Origin of the sequence: Mesoplasma chauliocola, from assembly GCF_002290085.1 — a bacterium.
In the GTDB taxonomy this organism is placed as follows: Bacteria; Bacillota_I; Bacilli_A; order Mycoplasmatales; family Mycoplasmataceae; genus Mesoplasma; species Mesoplasma chauliocola.
On the sequence record NZ_CP023173.1, the window covers coordinates 294,391 to 320,053 of the forward strand.

Genomic DNA, 25,663 nt, shown 5'->3' on the forward strand with positions numbered 1-25,663 from the left:
ATTACTCAACTCCTTCTTTATGCTTAATATTTAAATTATAAATAACAGCGTCTTCTAAATATTTAACTGATTTAAAAATATAATTAGTTTTTGCTTCATCTGATAATGGTGTTTTTCAATATGTAATTTCATTAAAGATGCTTGAATTAACTTCTAGTGCATACTTAGGAATAAATGATTGTTGAACACTGTTAACTGATGCTGCTGCCATTTGTTTTTTGTAATTATCTTCTGTTGATTTAATTCAATTTCAATTTTGTGTTTTAAAAGTTTGGTTTAAATTTTCAACAGCATTTTGTGTTGCTTCAATGTAATCTAAAAGATCTCTTATTCCGTCTTCATTTATATTTTCGCCTTCAACTTCAAAGAATTTTTTATATAGTTCGTAGTAGTTTCCATTTGTTCCAAAAATTTCATCCATGTATAATCATATTCATTGACCTAATAATCCAAAACTTTCTGTTGATGTTATTGAAGCTTGAGCATCTGAAACAATATCAAAGTTATAGAATAAATTTGAACTATCGCTTTCTGAGCTTAAAGCATTTTTAGCAATAGAGTTATTAACTAAGAATCTTTCATAATCATTTTCAATAGAATAGTTTAAAATTTCACTATATTCTGTTTTAAATTCATCTGCCATTCCATTTATAATATTAATTTTGTCAATATCAGCATTAGTTCCAACTGTAGTTTCTTCTTTTAAGTTATAAGAACCTTGAATTGATTTTGGATTCAATAAGTAAGGAATTAATTCTTTATTAGTATTAACTAATGTGTCATAAGCTAATGACTGTTTTTTATCGTTTTCTTCACTTCTTTTTGTAGAATAAGAATTTTTCTGATTGCTAGATGCTTTAAGAGTTTGATATCCATCAATTTTTAAAAAGTGTAATCCATCAGTATCAATGAAAGCAATAATTCCTTCTTCTTCATTAACAACTTCATAAGGTTTAACATTTGAATCAGTATCATTAGCATGTCTACCTAGTGTGTTTACTAATTCAAAAAGTGTATCTACACCTTTTTTAGCTTGATCATTATTACCTATTTTTGCATTAAATGTTGCAATATCTTTAATATTTGTATTTTCATTAGTTCAAGAATCTGCTTTGCTATTTACAGAAGAATTTTTTGCTTCTCCTCCATTAGCTAAAAAATCATAAACTGAAAATTTTGCTAAATTTGAATATGTCCCTGACGTTGTGTCAAAATCTTTTGTTAACAGTTGTTCATTTTTAGTAGCTGTTAAATAAGGTTTAATATAACTTTGTTCGTCACCCAATTTTCATAAGTTGCTATTTCTTGAGTTAGCACCTCTGTAAAATGTTTCAAAGTCAGATAAACCAGCTGCTGCAGATGAGTTATTACTTGTTTTTATATCATATTGTGTGCTACTTGTTCCACTTTTAACATACTCATTATAATATCTGTCAAAACCAATAAAAAATTGTTGTGTTTGAACACTAGTTCAGTCAGGGTTAACAAATTGAGCAGGACTTATCTCTGATAATGTGTCAGGTGTTGCTGAAGCATTAATTGCAGAAAAACTTAAAACAACTTGAGAAGTAGCTACAGGTGCTTTTTCTTCAAAGTATTTATCAACTAAAAATCTTTGAGAATTAGATAAAACATTTTGTTTTGTTCCATATTTATTTCAAATATCTTTGCTTTCTTGACTATTTGTAGAATTCAAGTTTGGAGCAACCGAAACAATATTAGTTCTATTTAGGTTAGTTCCTTGTTTTCCTTCATGATTTCAGAATTTTTCATACTTTGTCCCATATGAATCTAATCTTAGAGCTTGAACGTCAGCTAAATCAAACAATGAATGGCTTGATGAAAGAGAAGCAATTGTTCCTGTAAAAGAATTCGAATCTCTTCTATATCTACTACTTATTCCTTGTAAAAAATCATTTCATGTAAGGTTTTTGAATGCATTGTCTTCTAATGAAGTAATAAATTCAATTTTAAATGTTTCTGTTGTAGTTGTAATAAATGCGTTTTTACCACCTAATGCATTTATTAAATTAATAATAGCAATTTCCTGATTTTCACTAATTCCTGGAGTTTGATAAATTTTTGTTGTTTTTGTTTCTTGATTAATTTGAATATCTCCACAAAGTCTAATAAATGAAGACATTAAACCAGAAATAGTTGTGTCATTAACTATGATTGAAGAATAACCTTGATATCAAGTTGATTGTGAAGCACCAAAGCCTAGTGTATTTGCTAAGTTTGCATATGCTGAATTACTAGAATCTGTTAAAATATAATTAGAAATTCATGCATTTTCTAATGATGTTTGATCATTATCTACTCAAGGAAACTCATTTCTTAAATACTTAACTCAAGCTTTAGTTCCTTTACTTTTATCATCAAGGTACCCTTTTCTTTCGTTAACCATTGCACTATTTGCATTACCATAAATTGTTCCAGTTGCTTTTGATTCTTTTCCATATGCATTTTTTAAACTTTCAGCAAACTCTTTACCGTCTTGATTTAAATATTGAGAGTTAGTTGTTTTCAAGTTTTCAAAAATGTTATTTTCTTCTCTACTTGCTTCTTCATAAATTGCAACAGCAAAAATGTTATAGAACTGTGCTAAAAATTTTTGTGGGTTTTTTCCTAAACTTCCGTATGTTTCATTGTATCAATTTAAAAGATCTTCTGTTGTTATTTTTAAACTACCATCTCCATTAATAAAAGTGTTACCATACTTATCTGTATCTTTATCTGAACAAGAGATTAAAACACTACTAGCACTTGCTGTTAATGTTAATGCTCCGATCAATGATAATAATTTTTTCATAATTATTTTCCTCCTTGTGAAAACTACAATTTAAACGCTTTATTTTATATAAAATATAAGCATTAGTAATATTATAACTTAAAAGCTTTTGAAAAAAAATATTATTATTAAATATGAGATACTATTAATAGAGTAAATAGAAAAGTGGTTTTAACTAATGAATGATTTTAAAAAATACTTCCCTTTTTATGAAAACACAGTTGATTTAGTGTATTTTGATACTTCTGCAACTAGTCTAAAAGTTAATCAAGTAATAAGTGCAGAGCTTGATTATATGATTAAAAATGGTACAAATCCACATGCAATTGATTATAAAAAAGGGTATGAAGGTTTGCAAATAATCGAAGAAACTCGTGAATTGCTAAAACAATATATATCTGCTTCTAGAAAAGAAGAAATAGTATTTACTAGTGGAACTACACACTCTATTAATTTATTAGCAAAAGGATTAGAAAAAATATTTAATGAAAGTGATGAAATTTTAGTAACTGAATTAGAACATTCTGCTAATTTATTGCCATGAATTGCAATAGCAAATAAAACCAAAGCAAAAGTACATAAACTAACACTAAATGATGATTTTACAATTGATATAGACAGTTTAAAAAAACTTGTAAATGAGAATACAAAGCTAGTGACTTTTGCAAGTGTATCAAATACTGTTGGATCTAAAAATAATATTAAACTAATTACTAAAGTAATTAAAAAAATTAATCCTAATACTTTGGTTCATGTTGATGCAGCACAAAGTATAGGGCATATGAGAATTGATGTAAAAGATTTAAATATAGATTTTATGTCTTGATCTGCTCACAAAATGTATGGTCCATTTGGTGTTGGATGTTTATATGGAAAATATGAACTTTTAGATTCTTTAGAACCTTTATTTTATGGTGGAGGAATGAGTCTTAAAATAGAACAAAATTTAGTTGATTATACATTGACTTCTTTACCTGAAAAACTTGAAGCTGGAACACCAAATATTAGTGGTATTGTTGGGTACAAAGCTGCAATTGAATTTGTTAATAAAATAGGCATAGATACTATTGAAAAACATGAATTAGAATTAAAAAAATATTTTATTGATAAAATACAAGAAAAGAATCTAAATCATTTAATTGAGTTTTATAATTTACATAATAATGCACCAATAGTTTTGTTTAATGTAAAAGGAGTAAATCCACAAGATATAACTAATTATTTAGATGAAAAATTTAATATTATGGTTCGTGGTGGAGCAAATTGTGCTAGAAGAATTGAAGGCGTAATTAACACAAAAATTGCAATAAGAGCAAGTTTTGGAATTAATAATAATAAAGCTGAAATTGATAAATTTGTTGAGGCCTTAACAACGGTTGATAATTTCTTAGATGCACTATTTTAGTTGAAGGGAAAGAATGATACAATGATAGATATAAATGATGATATTTTATTGAGAAAAATTTTGATGCAACACTTTACAGATCCTAATAATAAGGGTTTAAAAAACTTAAAAAATTCACAAATTATCGACGCAAAATCACAAACTTGCGCAGACGAAATGCAAATTGAAGTGCAAATTGAAAATAATATATTTAAAGAACTAAATTTTGAAGGTACAGCTTGTGCTGTTGCAACAGCTAGTGCAGATATTTTCTTTAATTTAATTAAAAAAAAATCAATTAAAGAAGTTAGTAAAATTATTAACAAGTATAAGTATTTTTTAAATACAGGTGTAACTGATGAAATTGAAATTTTAGGTGAATTAATAGTTTTTAAAAATATTAATAAACAAAAAAATCGCATTTTATGCGCAAATTTAGCGATTGATGCAATAAATAAAATAATAGAATAATTAGATTATGTATAATTAATTTATAAAATAAAAAAGTTTATATTGAAAGGTTTAAAACAATGAATAATAAAAATCAAATTAGAGATAAATTTTTAAAAACTAGATCATTTTTGTCTAAAAGTTATAAAGAGGAAGTAAATAAAATTATTGAAAGAAAAGTTAATCATTATATTGAAAGATATAACTTAACTAAAATTGCTATTTATATATCTACTGAAAACGAGCCCAACACTTTAAATATTATTGAAAAATCTTTGCAAAAAGGAATTGAAGTTTATGTTCCTTTAATCAGTAATGAAAACAATATGGAGTTTAGAAAAATAACTAACTTAGAAACAGATTTGGAATTAAACAAAACATTTAATATATTACAACCAAAATCACATTGTGAATTGTTACCAAATGGTAATTACATTAACACAATGTTTATGCCTTTAGTGGCTTTTGACTTATATTTAAATAGACTTGGAATGGGAAAAGGTTTTTATGATCGTTGAATAAATGAAAATAAATATATTGGATATAAAATTGGTTTATCAGCGTCTTCTCAACTTTCAAATGAAGCAATTGAAGCTGAGGAATTTGACGTACGCTTAGATAATGTTATTACGGAAAAAGAAATTTATGTTCCATTTGTTGAAAAGGAAGAAGAATTTGACTATGATGTTACTTACTCTGTTTTTAACGATGAAACAATTATAGGATAAGAAAATAGATTTTTATAGTGCTACAAAAATAATGTTTTACAATTAAAAGCAAATATTCAAATATTTTTTTAGAACACAATAAAGTTAATAAAATCAACTTAAAAAAGCAGAATTTAAAAGCTGCCTTTTTATTTATTCATTTTATTTATTTAAAGTGAATAACTTATAACAAAAAAACATAAGTACCACATAAGGACCAATAAATTGTTATTAAGATAACTTATATCTAAAACAAAATAAAAGCATTTTGATGCTTTTATTATAATAATTGTAATAAATATATATTCAAAGCAAGTTGAAGTTTTACAATTAGAACGCTAGAGGTTTACTGATGAAAAAAATATCTTAATAAGGAAGAACTAATTTAAGAAATAATTCGTAAATATGAAAAATATGATTTAGAGTTTCATTCAATTTTAGAATAAAAATGAAATACAAGAATAAATAAATTAGAAAAACTCCAACTGAAAATTTAACCCATCAAATTGCTTGAATTCCTTTACTTTTAAGTTGAGATTAATACGAAAAACTGGAAAAGAAGTTAAAACTCCAACTCCTGAATATAAATGAAATGATCTTGATAATTTGTACAATTCATTTTATGAAAAATATTAATTTTCTTCAATAAAAGAGCGAATAAATAAGTTAAAGTATTTAGTATACAATCTTTGTCATTGAATTGGAACATTATAAGATAATGAAATTTTCTGCCCTAATAAACAAAAATGAGCAAAACAAATGATAACTGACTTTATATAAATGAATTCATATAAACACAGTTGCTCCATTAATTTTTTTGCTTGCTCCAAATTAGTTTTTTTCTTTTCTTAGTTCCATAAATTTTTGTCTATTTTTTCATTTTGCTTGCATTGAACCTACATTAAGGTTTTAAAATTAAATTAAAGAAAAATACAAAGGAAGTTAATTATGGAAAAAATGTATATTAAAGATATTTCAAAAGAGTTGGATATACCAGAATATATTTTAAGATTTTATGATAAAAAAGGCTTGATTCCTTTCATGCAAAGAGATGACAGTAATAACTATAGATATATAAATAGAGAAAAAATAGAATGAGTAAGAATTGTTTCTTGTTTAAAAAAATCAGGTATGCCATTAGCCCAAATCAAGGAATATATTGATTTAGCTATTCAAGGAAAGCAAACTTATCCTCAAAGATTAGAGATGATGCTTGAACAAGAAAGACAAGTTAAAAAACAAATTAATGAGTTGAAAGAACAACTTAAATATATTCAATATAAAAAAAGTTTATATTCAAAATAATATTTTTTTATTTTATTTGCTTGCATTGAACTTACATTAAGGTTTTACAATGATATTGTAGTACTAAAAAGGAGAAATTATGAACACAAGAAAATTAGGAAAAACATTAGAAGTTTCTGAAATTGGTTTAGGCTGTATGGGACTAAGCTTTAGTCAGCCACCTTTCCCACCAAAAGAAGAAGCAATTAAATTTTTAAAAGAAGCTTACAATCAAGGAGTTAGATTTTTTGATACTGCTGAAATTTATGGACCAGATACAAATGAAGAAATTGTTGGCGAAGCTTTAAAAGATGTAAAAGATAAAGTTATTATAGCAACAAAGTTTGGTTTTAAATTTGATGAAAGTAGACGTCAAATAGGATTAGATAGTAGTCGCGAAGCAATTTTAAAAGCATTGGAGGGATCATTAAAAAGATTACAAACTGATTGCATTGATTTATATTACCAACACAGAGTTGATCCAAATGTTCCAATTGAAGAAGTTGCAGAAGTTATGAAAGAATTAATTGAGCAAGGAAAAATAAAATATTGAGGTCTAAGTGAAGCTTCTGCAAATACTATTAGAAGAGCACACGCAGTTTGCCCTGTAACAGTATTACAAAGTGAATACTCAATGTTCTGAAGAGAAGCAGAAGAAAAAATTATTCCTACTTTAGAAGAACTAGGAATTGGTTTTGTTACTTTTTCACCTTTAGGAAGAGGTTTTTTAACAGGTTCAATTAAACCTGGACATGTTTTCCCTGAAGGTGACTTTAGAAATTCAATTCCACGTTTTAACACACCTGAATATGTTCAGAAAAATTATGAATTAGTCGAATATATTGAAGCATTAGCAGCTAAAAAACAAACAACTCCAGCGGCAATAGCTATTGGTTGACTACTTGCGCAAAAACCTTGAATAGTTCCTATCCCAGGAACAAAAAACCTTGAAAGACTTAAAGAAAATATGTCTGGAGCAAAAGTCTTTTTTACAAAAGAAGAACTAGCAGAAATTAAACAAAGATTAGACAATATTGAAATCTTAGGACATAGATATGGTGAACAAACTGAAAAAGCAGTTGATAAATCATAAAAATATTTTTAAAGAATAGCATTGCTATTTTTTTATTTCATAAGAGTATAATTACTCTTGTAAAGTTAAAATTTAAGGAGAAAACATATGATTAAAGTTGATTTACAACATTCTGGACTTAACGTTGCTAACTTAAATGAGGAAAAAGTTAAAGAAGTTCATAACATGATTATTAACAAAACTGGAAAAGGTAATGATTTTTTAGGTTGAATTGAATGACCAAAAACATTTGATAAAAAAGAATATGAAGAAATGAAAAAAGTCGCTTCTTCTTTAAGAAATAAAATTGATGTTTTAGTTACTGTAGGAATTGGTGGTTCTTATTTAGGTATTAGAGCTGCTGATGAAATGATTAGAGGTATTAATCACTCTGATAAAGTTCAAGTAATTTATGCAGGACACACAATGAGTTCTACTTATGTAGCTCAATTATCACAATATTTAAAAGGTAAAAAATTTGGAATTTGTGTAATTTCAAAATCAGGAACTACAACAGAACCAGGAATTGCATTTAGAGCATTAGAAAAACAATTAATTGAACAAGTTGGAGTTGAGGCTTCAAAAGAATTAATCGTTGCTGTAACTGACAAATCAAAAGGGGCTTTAAAAACTCTTGCTGATAACAAAGGATATCCAACATTTGTAATACCAGATGATATTGGTGGACGTTTTTCAGTTTTAACACCTGTAGGAATTTTCCCATTACTAGTTGCTGGAGTTAATACTGACAATATATTTGCTGGAGCAATCAAAGCAATGGAAGAATTAACTCAAGGTGATTTAACTAACCAAGCATATAAATATGCAGCTGCTCGTCATGCATTGTACACACAAGGTTATAAAGCTGAAGCTTTGGTATCATATGAATTACAAATGCAATACACAAATGAATGATGAAAACAGTTATTTGGAGAATCTGAGGGAAAAGAAAACAAAGGTCTATACCCAACTTCAATGATTTTCTCAACTGACTTACATTCATTAGGACAATGAGTTCAAGAAGGTGAAAGAAATATTTTATTTGAAACAGTTATTAAAGTAAAAGAACCTGTTATGAATATGGTAGTTGAAACTGATACTGATAACTATGATGGTTTAAACTACCTAGCTGGTAAAACATTCCATGAAATTAATTCAACAGCTATTGAAGGTGTAATTGATGCACACGTTAACACAGGTAAGATGCCAAATATAGTTTTAGAATTTGAAAAAATGAATGATGTTCAATTTGGATATTTAGTTTATTTCTTTGAAATTGCTGTAGCAATGAGTGGATATTTATTAGAAGTTAATCCATTTGATCAACCAGGTGTTGAAGTTTATAAATATAACATGTTTAAATTACTTGGTAAACCAGGTGTTAAATAGTAAAATCAGCATTGCTGATTTTTTTATTTTAAGAGTATTATTCTATAAATTAAATGATTATTAAGATAAAATCATTAATATGAAATATTAAAAAGGAGTTTATATGATTAAAAAAGAAACACTAAAATGATTAAGTCACCAACAAGAGTTTTTAGATAATAAAATAATGGAAAAACATAATTTAACTTTAGATCACGAAATATTTAGAAAAAAAATAATTGCGTTTTGAGTTGAATTAGGTGAATATGCAAATGAAGAAAAAAGTTTTAAATATTGAAAACAAGGAGCTCCAGCAGCTAGAGAAATTCAATTAGAAGAATACATAGATGGTTTGCATTTTGTTATTAGTTTAGGAAATCAAATAAACTATGATTTTGAAAAATTTAATTTTAAAGATTTAGATTTTGAAAATAACATTGATTGTTATTTTGAATTAATTAGTAATTTTACAATTTTGGTAAATCAGCCAAATACTGATAGCTTCGCAAAAATGTTTAATAGTTTTTTACAAATAGCTAAAGTGCAAAAATACTCAGAAGAAGAATTAATTAAAACTTACAAAGCAAAGCATGAAAAAAACCAACAAAGACAAGTGGATAATTACTAATATGGAAAAAATAACATCAACCTCAAATAATAAAATTAAAGAAATAGTTAAAATAAGAGATGACAAAAAATTCCAAAGCGAGAAAAAAGCTTTTTTCATTGAAGGTCTTCATATGGTAGAAGAAGCCATTAAAAGAAATATTGTTTTTGAAATTTTTACAAAAGAAAACATGCTTGAAAGAATCGAAAATGTAAATGAAATAAGAACAACATTAATTTCAGATAGCGTTGCTGAAAAAATTTCTTCAACAAAAACAAATCAAGGTATTTTTGCTATTTGTGAATTAATTGAAAATGAGATAGATTATTCAGAAAATATTTTATTATTAGATCAAATTCAAGATCCAGGTAATATGGGAACTTTAATAAGAAGCGCAGCTTGCTTTAATTTTCAAACAGTTATAGCATCATCAAATTCTGTTAGTTTTTATAACCCTAAAGTTTTAAGATCAACACAAGGGAATTTATTTTCAGTTAATTTAGTTAATGATGATTTAATAAAAACAATAAATAATTTAAAACAAAAAAACTTTTTAATAATAGGTACTGTTTTAAATAATGATTCTAAACCTTTTAAGAAAACTGAATTTAATCAAAATCAAAAATATGCATTAATTATAGGAAATGAAGCAAAAGGCATTAATCATGATTTATATAGTTTAATAGATATAAATATAAATATAGAAATGAGCAATGAAGTTGAATCTTTAAATGCAGCAATTGCGGGATCAATTATCATGTATAACATAAAAAAATAAAATAAATATTTTTTATCTTGCCTTATAGTAACTATAATGTTTTAAAATTAAATTGTAAACAAAAGGAGAAGCTTATATGGACAAATTTAAAGCAATAATTGACAATAAAGAAATAGAAACAACCTCATATTTAGATATTATGGATCCAACAACTGGTGAAGTTTATGGACAAGTTAGCGCACTAAACGCTGAGGAAATTGATTTAGCTTTTAAAGCAGCTAAATCTGCACAAAAAGATTGAGAAAAACTAGGTGTTGAAAAAAGAACAGAATTATTAATTAAATGAAGAGATTTAATGTTAGAAAATGAAGAAGATTTAGCAACAACAATGATGCATGAAATTGCAAAAGCATACAAAGATTGTTTAACAGAGATTCGTAGAACAGCAGAATATATTGATTTAACAATTGCTGAATATAATGACATGGAAGTACTAACTTTTGATAAAAACTCAAAAGGTGTTACTGAGGATATTCATGCGGAATATAAAAGAATTGCTAAAGGTGTTGGTGTTGCTATATCACCATTTAATTATCCTGTTAACTTAACAGTTTCAAAATTAGCACCAGGATTATTAACAGGAAATACATTTGTATATAAACCAGCAACACAAGGAAGCATAGTTGGTATCAAAATTACAAAGTTAGCTGTTGAAGCTGGAATCCCCGCTGGAGTTTTAAATGTTGTAACTGGACGCGGAAGAGATATTGGTGATGTTATTGTTACTAATCCTTTAATTGATTTTATTTCATTTACTGGAAGTGTACCTGTTGGTAGAAGATTAATGGAAATTTCTAGTTCAAAAGATTTAGTTTTAGAATTAGGTGGAAAAGATGCAGCTATTCTTTTAGACGATCATAATTTAGAAGCAATAGCAAAAGATATTGTTGCTGGAGCTTACAGTTATTCAGGGCAAAGATGTACTGCAATTAAAAGAGTTATTACAACAAATTCAATAGCTGATAAATTAACTCCTTTTTTAAAAGATGAAGTAAGCAAATTAAGTGTTGGCTTACCTTCAGAAAATCCAATTATTACACCAATGATTGATATGAAGAGTGCTGATTTTGTTACAGATTTAATTAATGATGCAACAAGCAAAGGTGCCACATTGGTTTATGGGGGAACTCGTGATAAAAATTTATTGACTCCTACTTTATTAGACAACGTAACAGTTGATATGAATGTAGCCTGAGAAGAACCATTTGGACCAGTTCTACCTATTATTAGGATTGAAACAGTAGAAGAAATGATAAAAGTTGCTAATAAATCAAATTTTGGTTTACAAACAACAGTTTATTCAAGAGATATTGACAAGGCTTATAGTGTTGCTGAACAATTAGAAGTTGGGACTGTAAATATTAATAGAAGAACTCAAAGAGGACCAGATGTTTTACCATTTTTAGGTGTTAAGGATTCAGGTTTTGGAGTTCAAGGTATTAAAGAAACGATTATTTCTACTACAAGATATCGCGGAATAATAATTAAAAAATAACAAAAACTAAGGTGTAAAAGCCTTATTTTTTGTTAAATGTAAAAAGCAATGTCACTTTTTCATATTGAAAACCCAAAAATGGTATAATCTTAAAAATATTTATTTATATTAAAAAAATATTAAAGGAAAGGGTTTTAATATGAAAAAAATGCTTTTAAGCTTAACTGCTGTTAGTATGCTTGTTTCATCGACTGCAACTGTTGGTTGTACGTTTACAATGAAAGCAAGAAATGATTTTGCAAAAAGTGTTCAAAAAATAATTAATATTGCTAATTTATCAGCAGAAGCACAAATACTTTCTTCTTCAAATAAAGCTGATCCTGAGTCATTGGTTGTACAGAACTATCATAATGATAGTAAAAAAGTTAATGGTATTGAATATTCATCATCTAATGCAAATATTGAATATTCATATTTAGTCAATAATTTAAGCGGTATGAGAGCATCAAAATTTTTGCCAAAAGAAGATTTAGTTGCTTCAATGAATAACAATGGAATTTATGATGATAATGTCAGAATGGATAGATACCTAATTAAAAATTATGGTGAAGATTGAAATAACACAATAACAAATACTGAAATAAACACAAGCGCTTATAAAGGTAAAAAAGTTGGTTCAAGCTCAATAACAAATACTGCCAGTTTATTTGCATCTTTACTTGGAGTTTTATTTGGTAGTGATTTTAGTGTTGCTGAAGCAGGGTTTTTAAATGACAACATTGTAGCTTTACTAAACCAAATTCCATCTGAATCAAAAACATCTATTGCTGATACCTTAGATGGAATTTCTGAAAAAGTTGAGAATTTACCTACTGATATAAGCAAAGTTTTGGTTAATCCAATTATTAAATATGAAGGTAAAACAAAATATGAAGCTCTAAACGATATTGGCGAAAAATTTTGAAAAACAATCTTAAACAAAGATAAAACAGATGAATCAAAAACAGTTTCTGAATCTTTAAATAAAATTGTAATAATTATTCAGTATTTATTGACAATAGCTTGATATATTCAAGATTATGCTGAATTACCAAATGAAATAATTGATAGTAAGAATTTAACAACAGTTTTAACTAAAGAGATAACCAAAGAAGATGTTAAAAATTACGATCAAATAAATTTGAATAAAGTATTTAAAATGCTAAATGATTTTTTAAATCCTGGAAGACACAGTTCAAAGGCTAGAAACTTAACTGTAATTTTATTTGGAATTCCAGAAAAAACTAAAGAGTTTAATCCAACTTCAAATATCATATTTCAACCATTATTTAATGTCTTAAGAAATTCATCATCATCTTCAACTTATTCAAATGTAAAATCTGAATCAAAAATGTTTGGTTTAAATATTAAAGAAATCATTAAGTTAATAACAGAATGAGTGTCAAATTCAAATACGTTACCTAGTGGAATAGTTAAGGAAATATTGAAAGTATTAGAATTAGTTATGAAAATAATTAATAGTGAACAAAAAGATACTTATTCAATTATTGAAATGGCTTTAAATGAAATATTATTTAAACCGTTAACTGAATCAAATAAGCCAATTTTGCTAATTGGAGATATTCTTTATTATGTTTCAACTTCAATAAATTCAAACAATAATAAAGTTGTTATAGATGAAAGCGGATTTTTAAAAATAAGTTCTTTAGCATCAAATCCTAATGTTTTTGGAGCGCTTTATGAAGGTGGATTACTAAAAAGTATATTTCAATTAGTTAACTACTTCGCAAGTAAAACAGAAAATGGCAAGGAAATTTTTAGTGAATCTGTTGTTAAAAATTTTAAAGATTTAAGATCTATATTTAGCACAAAAATGGACGTAATATTTAAAGAAATGTTAGGAATTAATTATGATGATAATATGCAATTCTTATATGGATTAAAAGATTCAAGTATTTCTTCAATTTTTGGAACAATATCAAACCAGTTTAAAGATGATCTCGAAACAAGAAACTATTTCTTGGATATAGAGTCAATTAGAAATATAATGCTTTCTCTTTTTAACAAACCAGGATATAAAAACATAAAAATAGGTGATGATCAAATTAACATAGCAGAAAAAAATAATATATATGCAATGTTAAAAGTTATTTCAGCAGCAATGAGAAATCAAACTGTTAATTTTGATGGGAAAGAAGTTAGTGATGCAAAATCTATAGTGAATATTTTAGGGTTAGATCCAGTATCTTCTAATAAGTTTATAAAAGGAAGTGTTTTTGAAGCCATTGCCTTAGCATACGGACATGGAGAAATTGAGAATCCAAGTAAAAGAGAAAATACAATTAAATTAATTTCTGTTTTATTACAAGGTATATCATGAATGTCAAAAACTTCAGAAGCGCAGTATTTCAATGATAACTTTGGGCACTTCATTGATCAATCAAATTGAACAACAAAAAATGTAAGTTATAAAAACTTTGACAAAATAAATGAGGATGCATATATTAATTACGATTTAACTTACTCAAATAAAAAATATAAGGTAACTCAAACATATGAAATAACATTAAAGAGACAAAAAAGCAAAAATAACCAAATAGTTGGTAATGAGAGTTTTGCTATTGAAAAAATAATAAGAAAATAGAGGGGAAATATAGTAATGAAAAATAGCAATTGATTACTTTTTAAACAAGGTTTAAAAGGTATATTTAAGTTTAAAATTCAGTTTGTAATCATTTTAATTCTATCTTTTCTTTCTATCTTTATTTTAACTACTTCAATTTCTTTGAAAGATAGACTGAACAATACATATAATCAAATAGTTAAGAGTGTGGATAAATTTGACTATGAATATATTGATGAATTTTATGGGAAATCAGGAAGTATCAATGCTTCACAAACTTCTCAAAACTTAATGTTAATGTATGTAAACAATGATTCTTACTCAGTGTTAAATAATTTAAAAGAATTTAATCTTTCATTTAATAAAATTTATAGTGGAGAAACTTTTATAACTAAAGCCTTTGAAGATGAAAAAATGAAAAGTATTTTTTCATCTAATCAACTTAAAACAATTTCAACAGAATTTTCAATAAATGTTAGAAATTTATTGATGCTTTATTTTTATAAAGATTTAAGCAATGCTTTAAATAACTTAGATTTAGAATCAGAATCTGTTTTAAATTTAATGCAAACGCCAATATATAAATATGCAAAAACATTAGATAGCGCTGAAATTAAAAATGATTATGATTACATTTTAGGTGAGTCAGAAAATTGAAAATTTGATCAAAATAATTTTTTACAGAACAAAGGGCTTGAAGATTTAGAAAAAATTCAAAACAAAAATTTCTTTATCTATACATATGCTGCATTTACAAGCATTGTAGCATATATAGCTGATTTAAATAATTATTTAGAATTAACTGATTATGATACTACAACTCCTGAACTTTATGAAATTATTACTGGAAACAAACATAATTCTAGTGAAGACAGCAAAAATAGAGTAGTAACAGATCAAAATAAATACTCTTTAAATCATGATGAATCAAATTCTAATATAATTCAATTAGAAAATGAAAGTAAAACTAAAATAGTCGAAGCTATTATAAATGAGGGTTTAAAAGGTATAACAACTCCAATATTTAAATTTGAAACCTCAGATTTAATAAGCAATACAGTAGTAAATAAAAGCACTTTTAAATTGGAATCATCAGTATCAAGTGATGATTGATCATCAAGAATGACTGTATTAGGTGATGACGATATGACTAAAGAACAATTTAACTATGTTTTCAATAAAAATCTTGACTTAAGATGAATAACTGAAGGTGGAAAATATACAAATGCTACAAGCAGTGAAATTAATACAAAAGAAGATAATATGATTCAACAAGTATTATCATTGGCTTATAATACACAATTGAAAATAGCTGCCAATAATGCTAATGTTAAAACTGAATTAAGAAGAGAGTTTTTTATTTATGATAATGTTACGCAGAGATCTTATAAGCTAGTTGTACTTGATGATATGCAAACCACAAAACTAAAAGTTTTGAATCCCGATAAGGGAGGAAGGTTGCCTTTAAACAAAGGTGAGATATTAATTTCAGAACAATTTGCAAGAGCAAATAAAATTAGTCTTTTTTCTGATATTAAATTAGGAATTCAAAATTTAACTATTAGTGGATTTGCAACTGACACATTTTCATATTTCCCAATTGTAAATGATGAATTACCAATTCCACAACCAAAAAACTCAGCAATAATATATGGATCAGCAGAAACTTTGAGATCTATCTTAGTAGATTCTACATCAGGTCAAGGGGAAAAAATTAATCAGTCTCAGTTTAAAAGATTTATTTGATTAGATGATAATTCAAACATAAATGAGTACAATAGATTATTTGCTCCTTCAAAAGAACCCATAGAATTTAATAATTCCACATATAGATTTTCATGAGAAATGCAACCAAAAGTAATATTAGCTTATAGTTTATTTACTATTATAATTTCTCTTATAATTGGTGTAATTGCTCTAATAGGATTATTGATTTCATTAAAAAAATCTATTAATGCAAATGCAAAACAAATTGGTATCCTTAAAGCATTAGGGGTTAAACCTCAAAATATTGCTGTTTCATACATAGCACAATCAGTAATTATAGCATTATTTATAATTCCTTTAAGTTGAGGTATTGGATTATTGCTCCAATCAATGTTTGTTCATTTATTTATACCGTATTTTAGTATTCAATTGTATCAATTTCAAATTTCATTTTTACCATTAATATTAGGGTTCATTTTCTTTGGTTTACTTTCAGTTTTAGTTTCATTTATGACTGCATGAAAATTAACAAATAAACCTGTTATGGAAATTTTAAAAGTTCAAGAAGTAAATAAAAAAGCTTCATACTTATTAAATAAAATGAAATTAACAATATTTAATAAATCTAAATTTACTTTAAAATTTAGTATTACTTTGGCTGCAACTAATAGAAAAAATATCTATTTGATGACAATAATAATTTTTATAACTTCATTCTTAGTTTCAATTGGTTTTTCAATTCCAGCTATGGTTAGAACAGCTGAAGAAGCATATTATAAAAATATAGAATATGCGAATAGTTATGATTATGTTGAAAATGTTTCTAATGCACCTCTTTCAAAAGGTTCAATAAGTTATTCTAAAAGTCCAGATGAAATAGACAAAGATTATACAAAACATGGTGATATTTGAACTTACTCTAATGCATCAAATTATTTTGAATCAACTTATGATACATCACCAATTTCAAAATATTTATATAGAGGTATTAATAATGAATCACCTGTTTATGTTAATACATTTAAATATATTGCTTCAGATAAGGCAAATATTTCTGAACCAAACAATTCTCTTAAAGCTGATGAATCAGGTCTGTTTCAATTAATTACTGAACAATTTGGTAATAACTTTGCTAATGGTATTGGTTCTCAATTCTCAATAGGAACAATTGAGCAAGTCTTTGGTTTAATTTCTAATTCCTTATATGATGTTACGACCTTAAATCCTGATACTAACCAAACAACAGAAACTTCAATTAATGATGCTATGGTAAAAAGAAAATACGATATCATTACTAAAAATTTAACTCAAGCAATACCTTTAATTTTACAAAGTATATTAGGAACACAAGCATCAAATGAAAATGATGATTGAAAAGACCAAATATTGTCAATTATTACAGGTGCTGCTCCATCATTTGTACAAAGTTATATTCAAGATCCATCAAGGGTTCAACAATATTCGTTTGGTTATGGGGTTAAAAAAATCTTTAAAGATGATGAATCATTTGCAACTAATATAAGAGTACAAAATGAAGACCAATCAATTAAATTAACAGGTTTAGAATCAAACCAAAAGGCTTTTCAAATTGATGATAAGACTTCAAACAGTTTATTTATTGATCAAAAAGTACTTAATGACTTAGAAAAAGTTTTTAATGGTGAATTAATTGAAAATGATATTGTTTATAATGGCTTTAAATACTATGATAGAGAAACAAATACTATCTATGCACCAATAGCGCCTAATAAGCAAGCAGAAAATGCTTATAAAATTAATAAAAATTCAAATATTTCAAATATAAATACAAGTCAAAATCAATTACTTTTTGAACATTTAAAAAATGGTAAAGTTTCATATGATGTTTTACCTAAATATGCTTGAATTTATGATGATTCAAACTTTATTAACTCAGATTATTTTGACAAATCTTGAACACCTGAACAAAAAAATGAAATTATAAATAATCGTTCAGGAGTTTACTCTAATCAGCATCAATATTTAAATTTATATGAAATGGATAATAATAAATTCACTTATAAGTATCAATATACAAAACAAGACACAGAAAAAGAAGGTTTAACAACTCTAGATAATAATGCATATTTATTTAATGATTTTGCTGTTAAAGATAATAAGGGCGTTTCTTATGTAAGACCTTATTATCAATATTCAGATATTAAATTATTCTTACCAAAAGCTTTATTAAGCCAAGACCAATTAAATGGTTATGATAAATGAGCTAATTATAATACTGATAGTGAAAATGATGACGTAAAAGGATATTATGATAATAATGTTGATGTTAAAGATATCCCTTTATCTACTAGAAAAGCTTGAGAAGCAATATACGGACAAAAAGCAAGTGATAATGGATATATAATGATTAAGCCCTATTCAATGGAATATAGCTTAACCGAAGAAAATTCAAAAAATAGAGGTCTTGAAAATATAATTGACACAAAATCAGATTCTTCTTGATACTTACATGCAATTAGATCAGGGCTATTAAAACAAGCCAGTGCAGAAGTAAAATATGTGAATAATGGATTAAAAATAAACTTACAATCTGTAGGTACTTTAGATTCATATAATGGTAATATTACTCTTATTGATCAAGGACTTGCAAACTTAATAGCTAATTATTCAATTGCTAGAAAGTATGATGTAAATTACAATTTCTTTGAACCAGAAATTGCATACAAAGCTGGAGAAAACATACCTTCATCTAATGGACCTATAATTTCTAATTATGATAAATATAAGTTACATGATGAGAAAAAGGATTTATATGTTAATGATTGAACTAATATGTTAAATAATGGTGAAGAGTCACTTAATTATACTCAAATGATGTGAAATAACGCTAAGTATTCTAACATAAATGAACCTACTGATTTAACAACAGGTTTTTTACAAACAACACAAGAGAACAATGGTATATTATTATTATCACAAATACCGATTTCAAATATTACTACATCCTCAATTATTTTGCAAGTTGCTAATCAGAGACTTTTAAGCACTGAAAAAGATTTAATTGCTCAAATTTCGCAATTAGCAATTTCAGTAGCAATGTTAATAATTGTTAGTGTTATTATAACTTCTTCTTTATTAATTATTTTAATAGGAGACATTTATATAACACATTATCAAAGATTTATGATTTTAATGAAGTCATTTGGATACTCAAATTGAAAAGTCCAAAAATACTCATTTGGTACTGTTACTATATTGTCAGTTATAGCTTGAATTTTGGCTATGGCAATGGCATGCGGATTAATTGCACTGTTGCTATTAGCAATAAAAGCATTTGGTTTAGCAATACCATTTATTATTTCATGATGACCATTTGTGGCAAGTTTAGCAGTTGTAAGTCTTTCTTACTTTGGAAGTTTAATCTTAATTTCTAAAAAATTAAGAAATGGTGATCCTGCAAGTTTATTAATGGAAACACACGAATAACTTAATTTTGTAAAAAAATCGTCTCTTTTAATTTGTAGTCTCTTTTAATAAGTGTATTTTATTATATGATTATCGTAACAAAAAAGGAAAAGGAATTTAATGAGGGCAATATTAAATCTTATTTTGTTGTTTAAGCAATCTATAAAATCAATATTTAAGTTTAAGATTCAATTCTTAGCCATTTTACTATTATCATTTTTATCAGTATTAGTTTTAACAACATCATTAACAATTAAAGACAGACTTAATTCAACTTATGACTCAGTAGTCAAAAACGTTGAAAAATTTGACTATCAACAATCTGATCAATTGTCATTTTTAAAAGGGGAGACTCAGCACAAAATTTCTAAAGAATTAATGCTTTTATTTATTCCTGAAAATTCTAAAACAACAATTGATGATAAGCAAACTATAAATATTAACTTTAATTCAATCTATGGAAAAACTTATATTACTGAAGCATTTGAAAAAGATGATCGAATGCTAAAAGTTTTTAAAGCGAATGTGAATGAAAAAACAAACTTTGATTCAATTGCTTTTTTTTGAATAACTAGATTGTTACTTTTGGAAAGTTTTTACTCTGATTTAGATTTATACTTCAATCATAATTCTTCAGAGGCTGATTATTTAGAAAATATACCTATATTTCCATATATTGATCAAATTGAAAATAAAGATTTTATTTCAAATGATTTAAGTACAATTAAACTAAATTTAGAACAAATAAATTTTAATTTAAATGATGCAGAATTAGAAGAAGAAAATCAATTAAATAATAACTTAGTTCAAATAAATGATATTGTTAATATACAAAATAAAGAAATCTATATTTTTGCTTCTAATGCTTTTGCATCTTTATTTTCTTATATCAGAGAATATACAATTAATGAAAATTGAAGAATTGATGATAAAAAATTAAATGGGGCGCAAATATTTCAATTCATAACAGGTCAAGATTTGAATAAATGACAAAATAACAACTGAAATAATCAACAATGAATTGTTAACGAGCAAAACAAACTTAGTGATGTTGTTAAAACAAATCAAATAAAAGATCAAAGTTCAAATTATATTAAAATTGAAGGAAACCTTAGTGAAAAAGAAAACAATTATGAAGCTATTTTAAGATCTGGTCTAAAGGGAAAATCTACACCAATTGCAGCGCAATGGAATGACAATGATTTAATTTTATCTGCAAATATAGACTCATTAAATTTAAATCCTTTAAGTTTAAATTCTGATGATACATATGATGATTGATCTAATAAATTCAGTGCCTTAAACAATACATATGTTACTGATGAACTTTTTAGTGGTTTATTTGCTGAAAGAAATATAGAGTGGATTACTTGAAATTCAACAAATTATTCAAAATATGAAACAAACAGTGCGTGAACAAATAACATGGCACTTAACTATAGAATGTTTTTAAAAGCCTCAGCTGCTTATGCAAATATGAATATAGAATTTAGAAAAGAGTTTAATGTTTTTGATTCAGCAAATCAAATTCATTATAAAAATGTAATTATTGATAAATACAATTATACAAATTTGAAAATTTTAAATTCAGACAAGGGTGGAAGAATGCCTTTAAATAAAGGCGAAGTATTGATTTCACCACAATATGCAAAGGCACACAAAATTAAAAACAACGATGAAATTAAGATAGGGCCTCAAGTTTTCACAGTTGTGGGAATAGCAACTGATACTTTTTCTTATTATCCAATTGTAGATGAAAATATACCTTTACCACAGTACAAAAATTCAGCCATAATTTATGCATCAGAAGAGACTTTTTTCCCAATAATTCAGAACTCAAATTCATCAAACAAGGAACAAGTTATTAATACTACAATAAACTATTTTTTATGAAGTAATGATTCAGATAAAGAAAACAATATAAATTTATTTAAGAGTTTAAATCCAAGTGTTAATAATATAAAAACATTTGATGAATCAAGTTATAGATATAGTTGAATCTTACAACCAAGAATTATTTCAGGAATGCTAATAGTAATGCTATTAATGTCTGTGATAATATGTGTTATTTCAATATTGGGAATTATAATTTATATAAAAAAAATGGTTAGATCAAATATTAAACAAATTGGGATTTTAAAAGCTTTAGGTTTTAAATCATTCCCAATAGCGTGTTCATATGGGATTATAGGATTAATTATTTTAATTTTAGTTATTCCAATAACCTGAGTTATAGGAACACTTATGCAATTTATTTTTATAAATATGTTTATTCCTTATTTTAGTATTCAACTTTCAGAGGTTTCAATTTCCTTAACTGCTTTAATGGTTGGTTTATTTGCATTTGGATTTTTTGCCATAATTTTGTCAGTTTTAATTGCATATTTTGAAACTAAACAAGAAATTACTTTAATGTTTAATAGTGTGGCAAAAGTTAAAATAACTTCTAAGTTAATGGAATTAATAAACAATGTTTTCAATAATTCTAAATTTACTTTAAGATTTAGTTTAATTGTTAGTACCTCTGCCCTAAAAAATACAATTACAACAATTACAACAATATTCATTTCTTCATTTTTAGTATTTTTTGGTTTGTCAATTCCTGCAATAGTTCAAACAACTAAAAATGGATATTATAATAGCTTGAATTATAGCAACTATCATGTTTTTGAAGATCTTGTTTCAAATGCACCATTATCTAAGTCAACAATTTCATATACTAATGATTTAGATTTAATTGATTCTAATTACACTGAAACATCTTTAATGTATTCATATATGAATCCAAATTATAGTTATGATTCTTCTTTTGACGCTTCACCTTTTTCTAAATATATGTATGTTAAAGGTGTGAATCAAAATCAAAATATTATGAACAGTTTTAAACTATTAGTCAACGATTCTAATAATCAATCAAGTACAGGGAGTACAGGTTTGTTTTCAATTATTACTGAACAATTTGGTAATAACTTTGCAAATGGAATTGGTTCTCAATTTAGTGTAGGGATGATTGATCAAGCGCTAAGCGCAATTATGAATTCATATTATGATGCAACAGCATATGGAACAAATGATTATTATAAAGTGAATGATGATTATCAAAATAACAATCAATTTAATATTATTACTAAGAATTTAACAGAAGCTGTTCCTTTAATTTTATCTGCAATTTTGGGAAATGGAACTGGAGAATCTACCGGAAATTGAAAAGATGATATTTTAAATATTATTTTAAAAAATGTTCCTACGTTTGTTGAAGGGTATTTACAAGACCCTTCAAGAAAAGAACAATATGCATTTGGTTATAATGTTAAAAAAGTGGAAAAAAAATCTGAAACTTTAGCAACAGAAATGTACGGAAGTATTGATAAATTTTCTAATGTTAAATTTACTGGAATTAATGCTAATCAGGCAGCTTTTACTTTACCAAATGAAAAAATATTTACTAGTCAGGTAGTGGCAAATAATATTCAAGATTTAATTAACAATGAATGGGACCTTAATCAAAGTATTATAGAAAATGGCTATACATATTATGATGCAAAATCTAAAACTTTATCTATTCCAATTATTCCAAATAAACAGGCTTTAAATAAGTATGATTTAAAACTAAATTCAATAGTTAATAATAATTATATCTTACAACCCCAATTAAAATTTGCAGGTAAAGAGAATAATGAATTTTTGGAATTGCCAAGACAAGCATGAGTATACAATGATTCAGATTTTATTAATTCAGATTATTTCAAACATAACTTTAGTAAGATCGATAGTAATAAAAATATTAGTCATAATAGAACAGGTTCAACTAATAATATTGCGTACTTAGATCCATCTGATTTAGATAATAATAAATTTACTTATAAATATATGTATTCAAAACAAACAGATAATAACTATACTTTGAATAATATGGCTTATTTATTTAATGATTTTGCTATTGATGATAAAAATCAAGGTATTTCTTATGTAAGACCATATTATCAGTATGAAAACATTGAATTATATCTGCCACAAAATCTAATATCAAATGAAAGAAAAAAAGATAAAAGCATTTGATCTAATTATTCAGAAAATAATCCTAATGAAACTGACAAAGGTTATTTTGAAGAGAATATAGATAATTCAAAAGTTCCAAGTTCTGTCAAACACGCTTGAGAAAGTCTATATCCAGAAGAGGCAATCAATTCAAAGTATATTAAAATTAAACCTTATTCTTTAAGTTACAAAAAACAAGATATAACTAATCCTGGTTTAGAACTTATAGTTGATAAAACATCTAATTATGTTTGATATGCAGACGCAATAAGAGCTGGTTTATTAAAACAAGAAGTCAGTGAAGTTAAATATTTAAATTCTGATATTAAAATCCAATATAAAGTTGTAGGAATACTTGATTCTTATAATAGTTCTTTAATTTTAATGGATCAACAATTAGCAAATACAATGTTAAATTTTTCAAATGCAAAAAAACAAGATGTTAAAAATAATATTTTTGAAGATGATCCAAAAGTAAAAGCAGGAGAAACAATTAGTGCAAATGGAAAAGAATTTAAATCAGAATTTGATCGATATGAATTACATGATGATAATGAAGACATTTATTTGAAGGATTGGACAAATATGCTTTCAGAGGATGAACAATCAATAAGTTACTCGCAACATATGTGAAGTAATGCAAAATACTCAAATGTAGAAGAAGCAATTGACTTAACCACAGGAATTTGACAAACTATTTCTGAAAATAATGGATTATTAATGTTAGGGCAATCACCTTTAGGTAATATTTCACATAGTTCTGTTAAAACTGGAATTTTAAATTCTAAATTACTTTTAACAGAAAAAGAATTAATTAACCAAGTAACAGAATTAGCAATTGCAATAGGTAGTTTCTTTATTATAATAGTAATACTAACAACTTCGCTCTTAATTATGTTAATTGGTGATATTTACATAGCTTCATTCCAGAGATTTATGATTTTAATGAAATCTTTTGGTTATTCAAATTGAAAGGTTCAAAAATACGCTTTTGGAGTAGTAACTATAGCTTCAATATCAGCTTGAATTATTGCAACTTTTTTAAGTGCTATAGCAGCTTATTCTATTTCAATAATTTTAACTGAAATTGGATTAGCTGTTCCTATTGCTTTAACTTGGTGACCATTTGTTCTTTCTGCGTTTATTGTAGGACTAGCTTATTTTGGAAGTTTGATTATTGTAACTAAAAAAGTAAGAAAAGGTAAACCATCAGAATTACTGAATGAAACAAACGAATAATTAGTAAAATGAAATATAAAAATACCTTTAAAGTAATATAATTTAAATATAAAAGTAATTAATTTATTAATTATGGAAAATTTCGTATAAAATTCCTAAAATTATAAATATTATTTAGTTATTCTAAAAAAAACAAAGAAACGGAGAATTATTTACAATATGAAAAAGGTAGCAATTATATTACATAAAAACTTTGAAGAATCAGAAGCAATTGTAACAATTGATATTCTAAGAAGATCTAAAATTATTGTTGATGTTTATAATATAGAAAATAAAGAATACCAAGAAGGTTCACATAACATTATTGTTAAAACTGAATACTTTGTTAATGATTTAAAAGTTCAAAATTATGACGGAATAATTATTCCTGGTGGTCCTGGTGTCAATGATTTATTTGGTAACAAAAAACTTATGGAATTGATTAATGATTTCAATAATGAAAGTAAAATGGTTAGCGCAATATGTGCAGCTCCACAATTATTAGGTGAGGCTAATATTTTGGATGAAATCAAAATCGTTAAGTTCCCATCAAGTAATCAATTTTTAAAAAAAGCTTTAATTAAATCAGAAGCTAGTATAATTGATAAAAATATAGTGACTGGTACAAGTATTGGTACAGTTATTCCATTTGCTTTAAATATTATTGAATATTTACAGGGAAAAGAGCAAAAAGCAATAATTGAGAAGCAACTTGTGATTATTTAAAAATTTCACCTTACTAATATAGTGAGGTGAT

Annotated in this window: 15 protein-coding genes; 14 read left to right on the forward strand and 1 reads right to left on the reverse strand. The window is 25.9% G+C overall.

All coding sequences use genetic code 4. The features are described from left to right. Position 1: 1 nt before the first annotated feature. Complete coding sequence (locus CK556_RS01375) at positions 2 to 2,812, reverse strand: lipoprotein (RefSeq protein WP_027875292.1); 2,811 nt, start codon at positions 2,810 to 2,812, stop codon at positions 2 to 4. Positions 2,813 to 2,969: 157 nt separating this feature from the next. Between CK556_RS01375 and CK556_RS01380 the strand changes: the two genes are divergently transcribed. The 14 genes from CK556_RS01380 (at position 2,970) to CK556_RS01440 (ending at position 25,632) form a co-directional block, all read left to right on the forward strand. Continuing rightward, positions 2,970 to 4,196 carry an aminotransferase class V-fold PLP-dependent enzyme gene (locus CK556_RS01380; RefSeq protein WP_027875293.1) on the forward strand — a complete coding sequence of 409 codons (1,227 nt, stop codon included), beginning with the start codon at positions 2,970 to 2,972 and terminating at the stop codon, positions 4,194 to 4,196. Positions 4,197 to 4,217: 21 nt separating this feature from the next. After that, positions 4,218 to 4,646, forward strand: a complete 429-nt coding sequence (locus tag CK556_RS01385) for an iron-sulfur cluster assembly scaffold protein (protein ID WP_027875294.1) — start codon at positions 4,218 to 4,220, stop codon at positions 4,644 to 4,646. A gap of 59 nt (positions 4,647 to 4,705) precedes the next feature. Next, positions 4,706 to 5,353 carry a 5-formyltetrahydrofolate cyclo-ligase gene (locus CK556_RS01390; protein ID WP_051412731.1) on the forward strand — a complete coding sequence of 216 codons (648 nt, stop codon included), beginning with the start codon at positions 4,706 to 4,708 and terminating at the stop codon, positions 5,351 to 5,353. A 510-nt stretch (positions 5,354 to 5,863) separates the two neighbouring features. Then, entirely contained in the window at positions 5,864 to 5,968 is a 105-nt protein-coding gene (locus CK556_RS03865) for a ClbS/DfsB family four-helix bundle protein (protein WP_156923123.1), read from the forward strand. A 312-nt stretch (positions 5,969 to 6,280) separates the two neighbouring features. After that, positions 6,281 to 6,637 (forward strand): MerR family transcriptional regulator, encoded by a 357-nt coding sequence (locus tag CK556_RS01395; protein WP_051412732.1) that lies wholly within the window; start codon positions 6,281 to 6,283, stop codon positions 6,635 to 6,637. Positions 6,638 to 6,716: 79 nt separating this feature from the next. Continuing rightward, positions 6,717 to 7,709 carry an aldo/keto reductase gene (locus CK556_RS01400; protein ID WP_027875295.1) on the forward strand — a complete coding sequence of 331 codons (993 nt, stop codon included), beginning with the start codon at positions 6,717 to 6,719 and terminating at the stop codon, positions 7,707 to 7,709. Positions 7,710 to 7,796: 87 nt separating this feature from the next. After that, the gene (locus CK556_RS01405; RefSeq protein ID WP_027875296.1) at positions 7,797 to 9,077 is read left to right on the forward strand and encodes a glucose-6-phosphate isomerase; all 1,281 of its coding nucleotides are present in this window, start codon (positions 7,797 to 7,799) and stop codon (positions 9,075 to 9,077) included. Positions 9,078 to 9,180: 103 nt separating this feature from the next. Next, a complete protein-coding gene (locus CK556_RS01410) occupies positions 9,181 to 9,684 on the forward strand; it encodes a dUTP diphosphatase (RefSeq protein WP_027875297.1) in 504 nt (167 codons plus the stop codon). Position 9,685: 1 nt separating this feature from the next. After that, positions 9,686 to 10,441, forward strand: coding sequence for a TrmH family RNA methyltransferase (locus CK556_RS01415; protein ID WP_027875298.1), 756 nt, complete (start codon positions 9,686 to 9,688; stop codon positions 10,439 to 10,441). Positions 10,442 to 10,517: 76 nt separating this feature from the next. After that, positions 10,518 to 11,936 (forward strand): NADP-dependent glyceraldehyde-3-phosphate dehydrogenase, encoded by a 1,419-nt coding sequence (locus CK556_RS01420; RefSeq protein WP_027875299.1) that lies wholly within the window; start codon positions 10,518 to 10,520, stop codon positions 11,934 to 11,936. Between the two features lie 139 nt (positions 11,937 to 12,075). Further along, a complete protein-coding gene (locus tag CK556_RS01425) occupies positions 12,076 to 14,520 on the forward strand; it encodes an MOLPALP family lipoprotein (protein ID WP_027875300.1) in 2,445 nt (814 codons plus the stop codon). Positions 14,521 to 14,535: 15 nt separating this feature from the next. Then, positions 14,536 to 19,671, forward strand: a complete 5,136-nt coding sequence (locus CK556_RS01430) for an ABC transporter permease (RefSeq protein WP_027875301.1) — start codon at positions 14,536 to 14,538, stop codon at positions 19,669 to 19,671. A gap of 99 nt (positions 19,672 to 19,770) precedes the next feature. Then, positions 19,771 to 24,927 carry an ABC transporter permease gene (locus CK556_RS01435; protein ID WP_027875302.1) on the forward strand — a complete coding sequence of 1,719 codons (5,157 nt, stop codon included), beginning with the start codon at positions 19,771 to 19,773 and terminating at the stop codon, positions 24,925 to 24,927. 159 nt (positions 24,928 to 25,086) lie between these two features. Further along, positions 25,087 to 25,632 (forward strand): DJ-1 family glyoxalase III, encoded by a 546-nt coding sequence (locus tag CK556_RS01440; protein ID WP_027875303.1) that lies wholly within the window; start codon positions 25,087 to 25,089, stop codon positions 25,630 to 25,632. Positions 25,633 to 25,663: the final 31 nt, after the last annotated feature.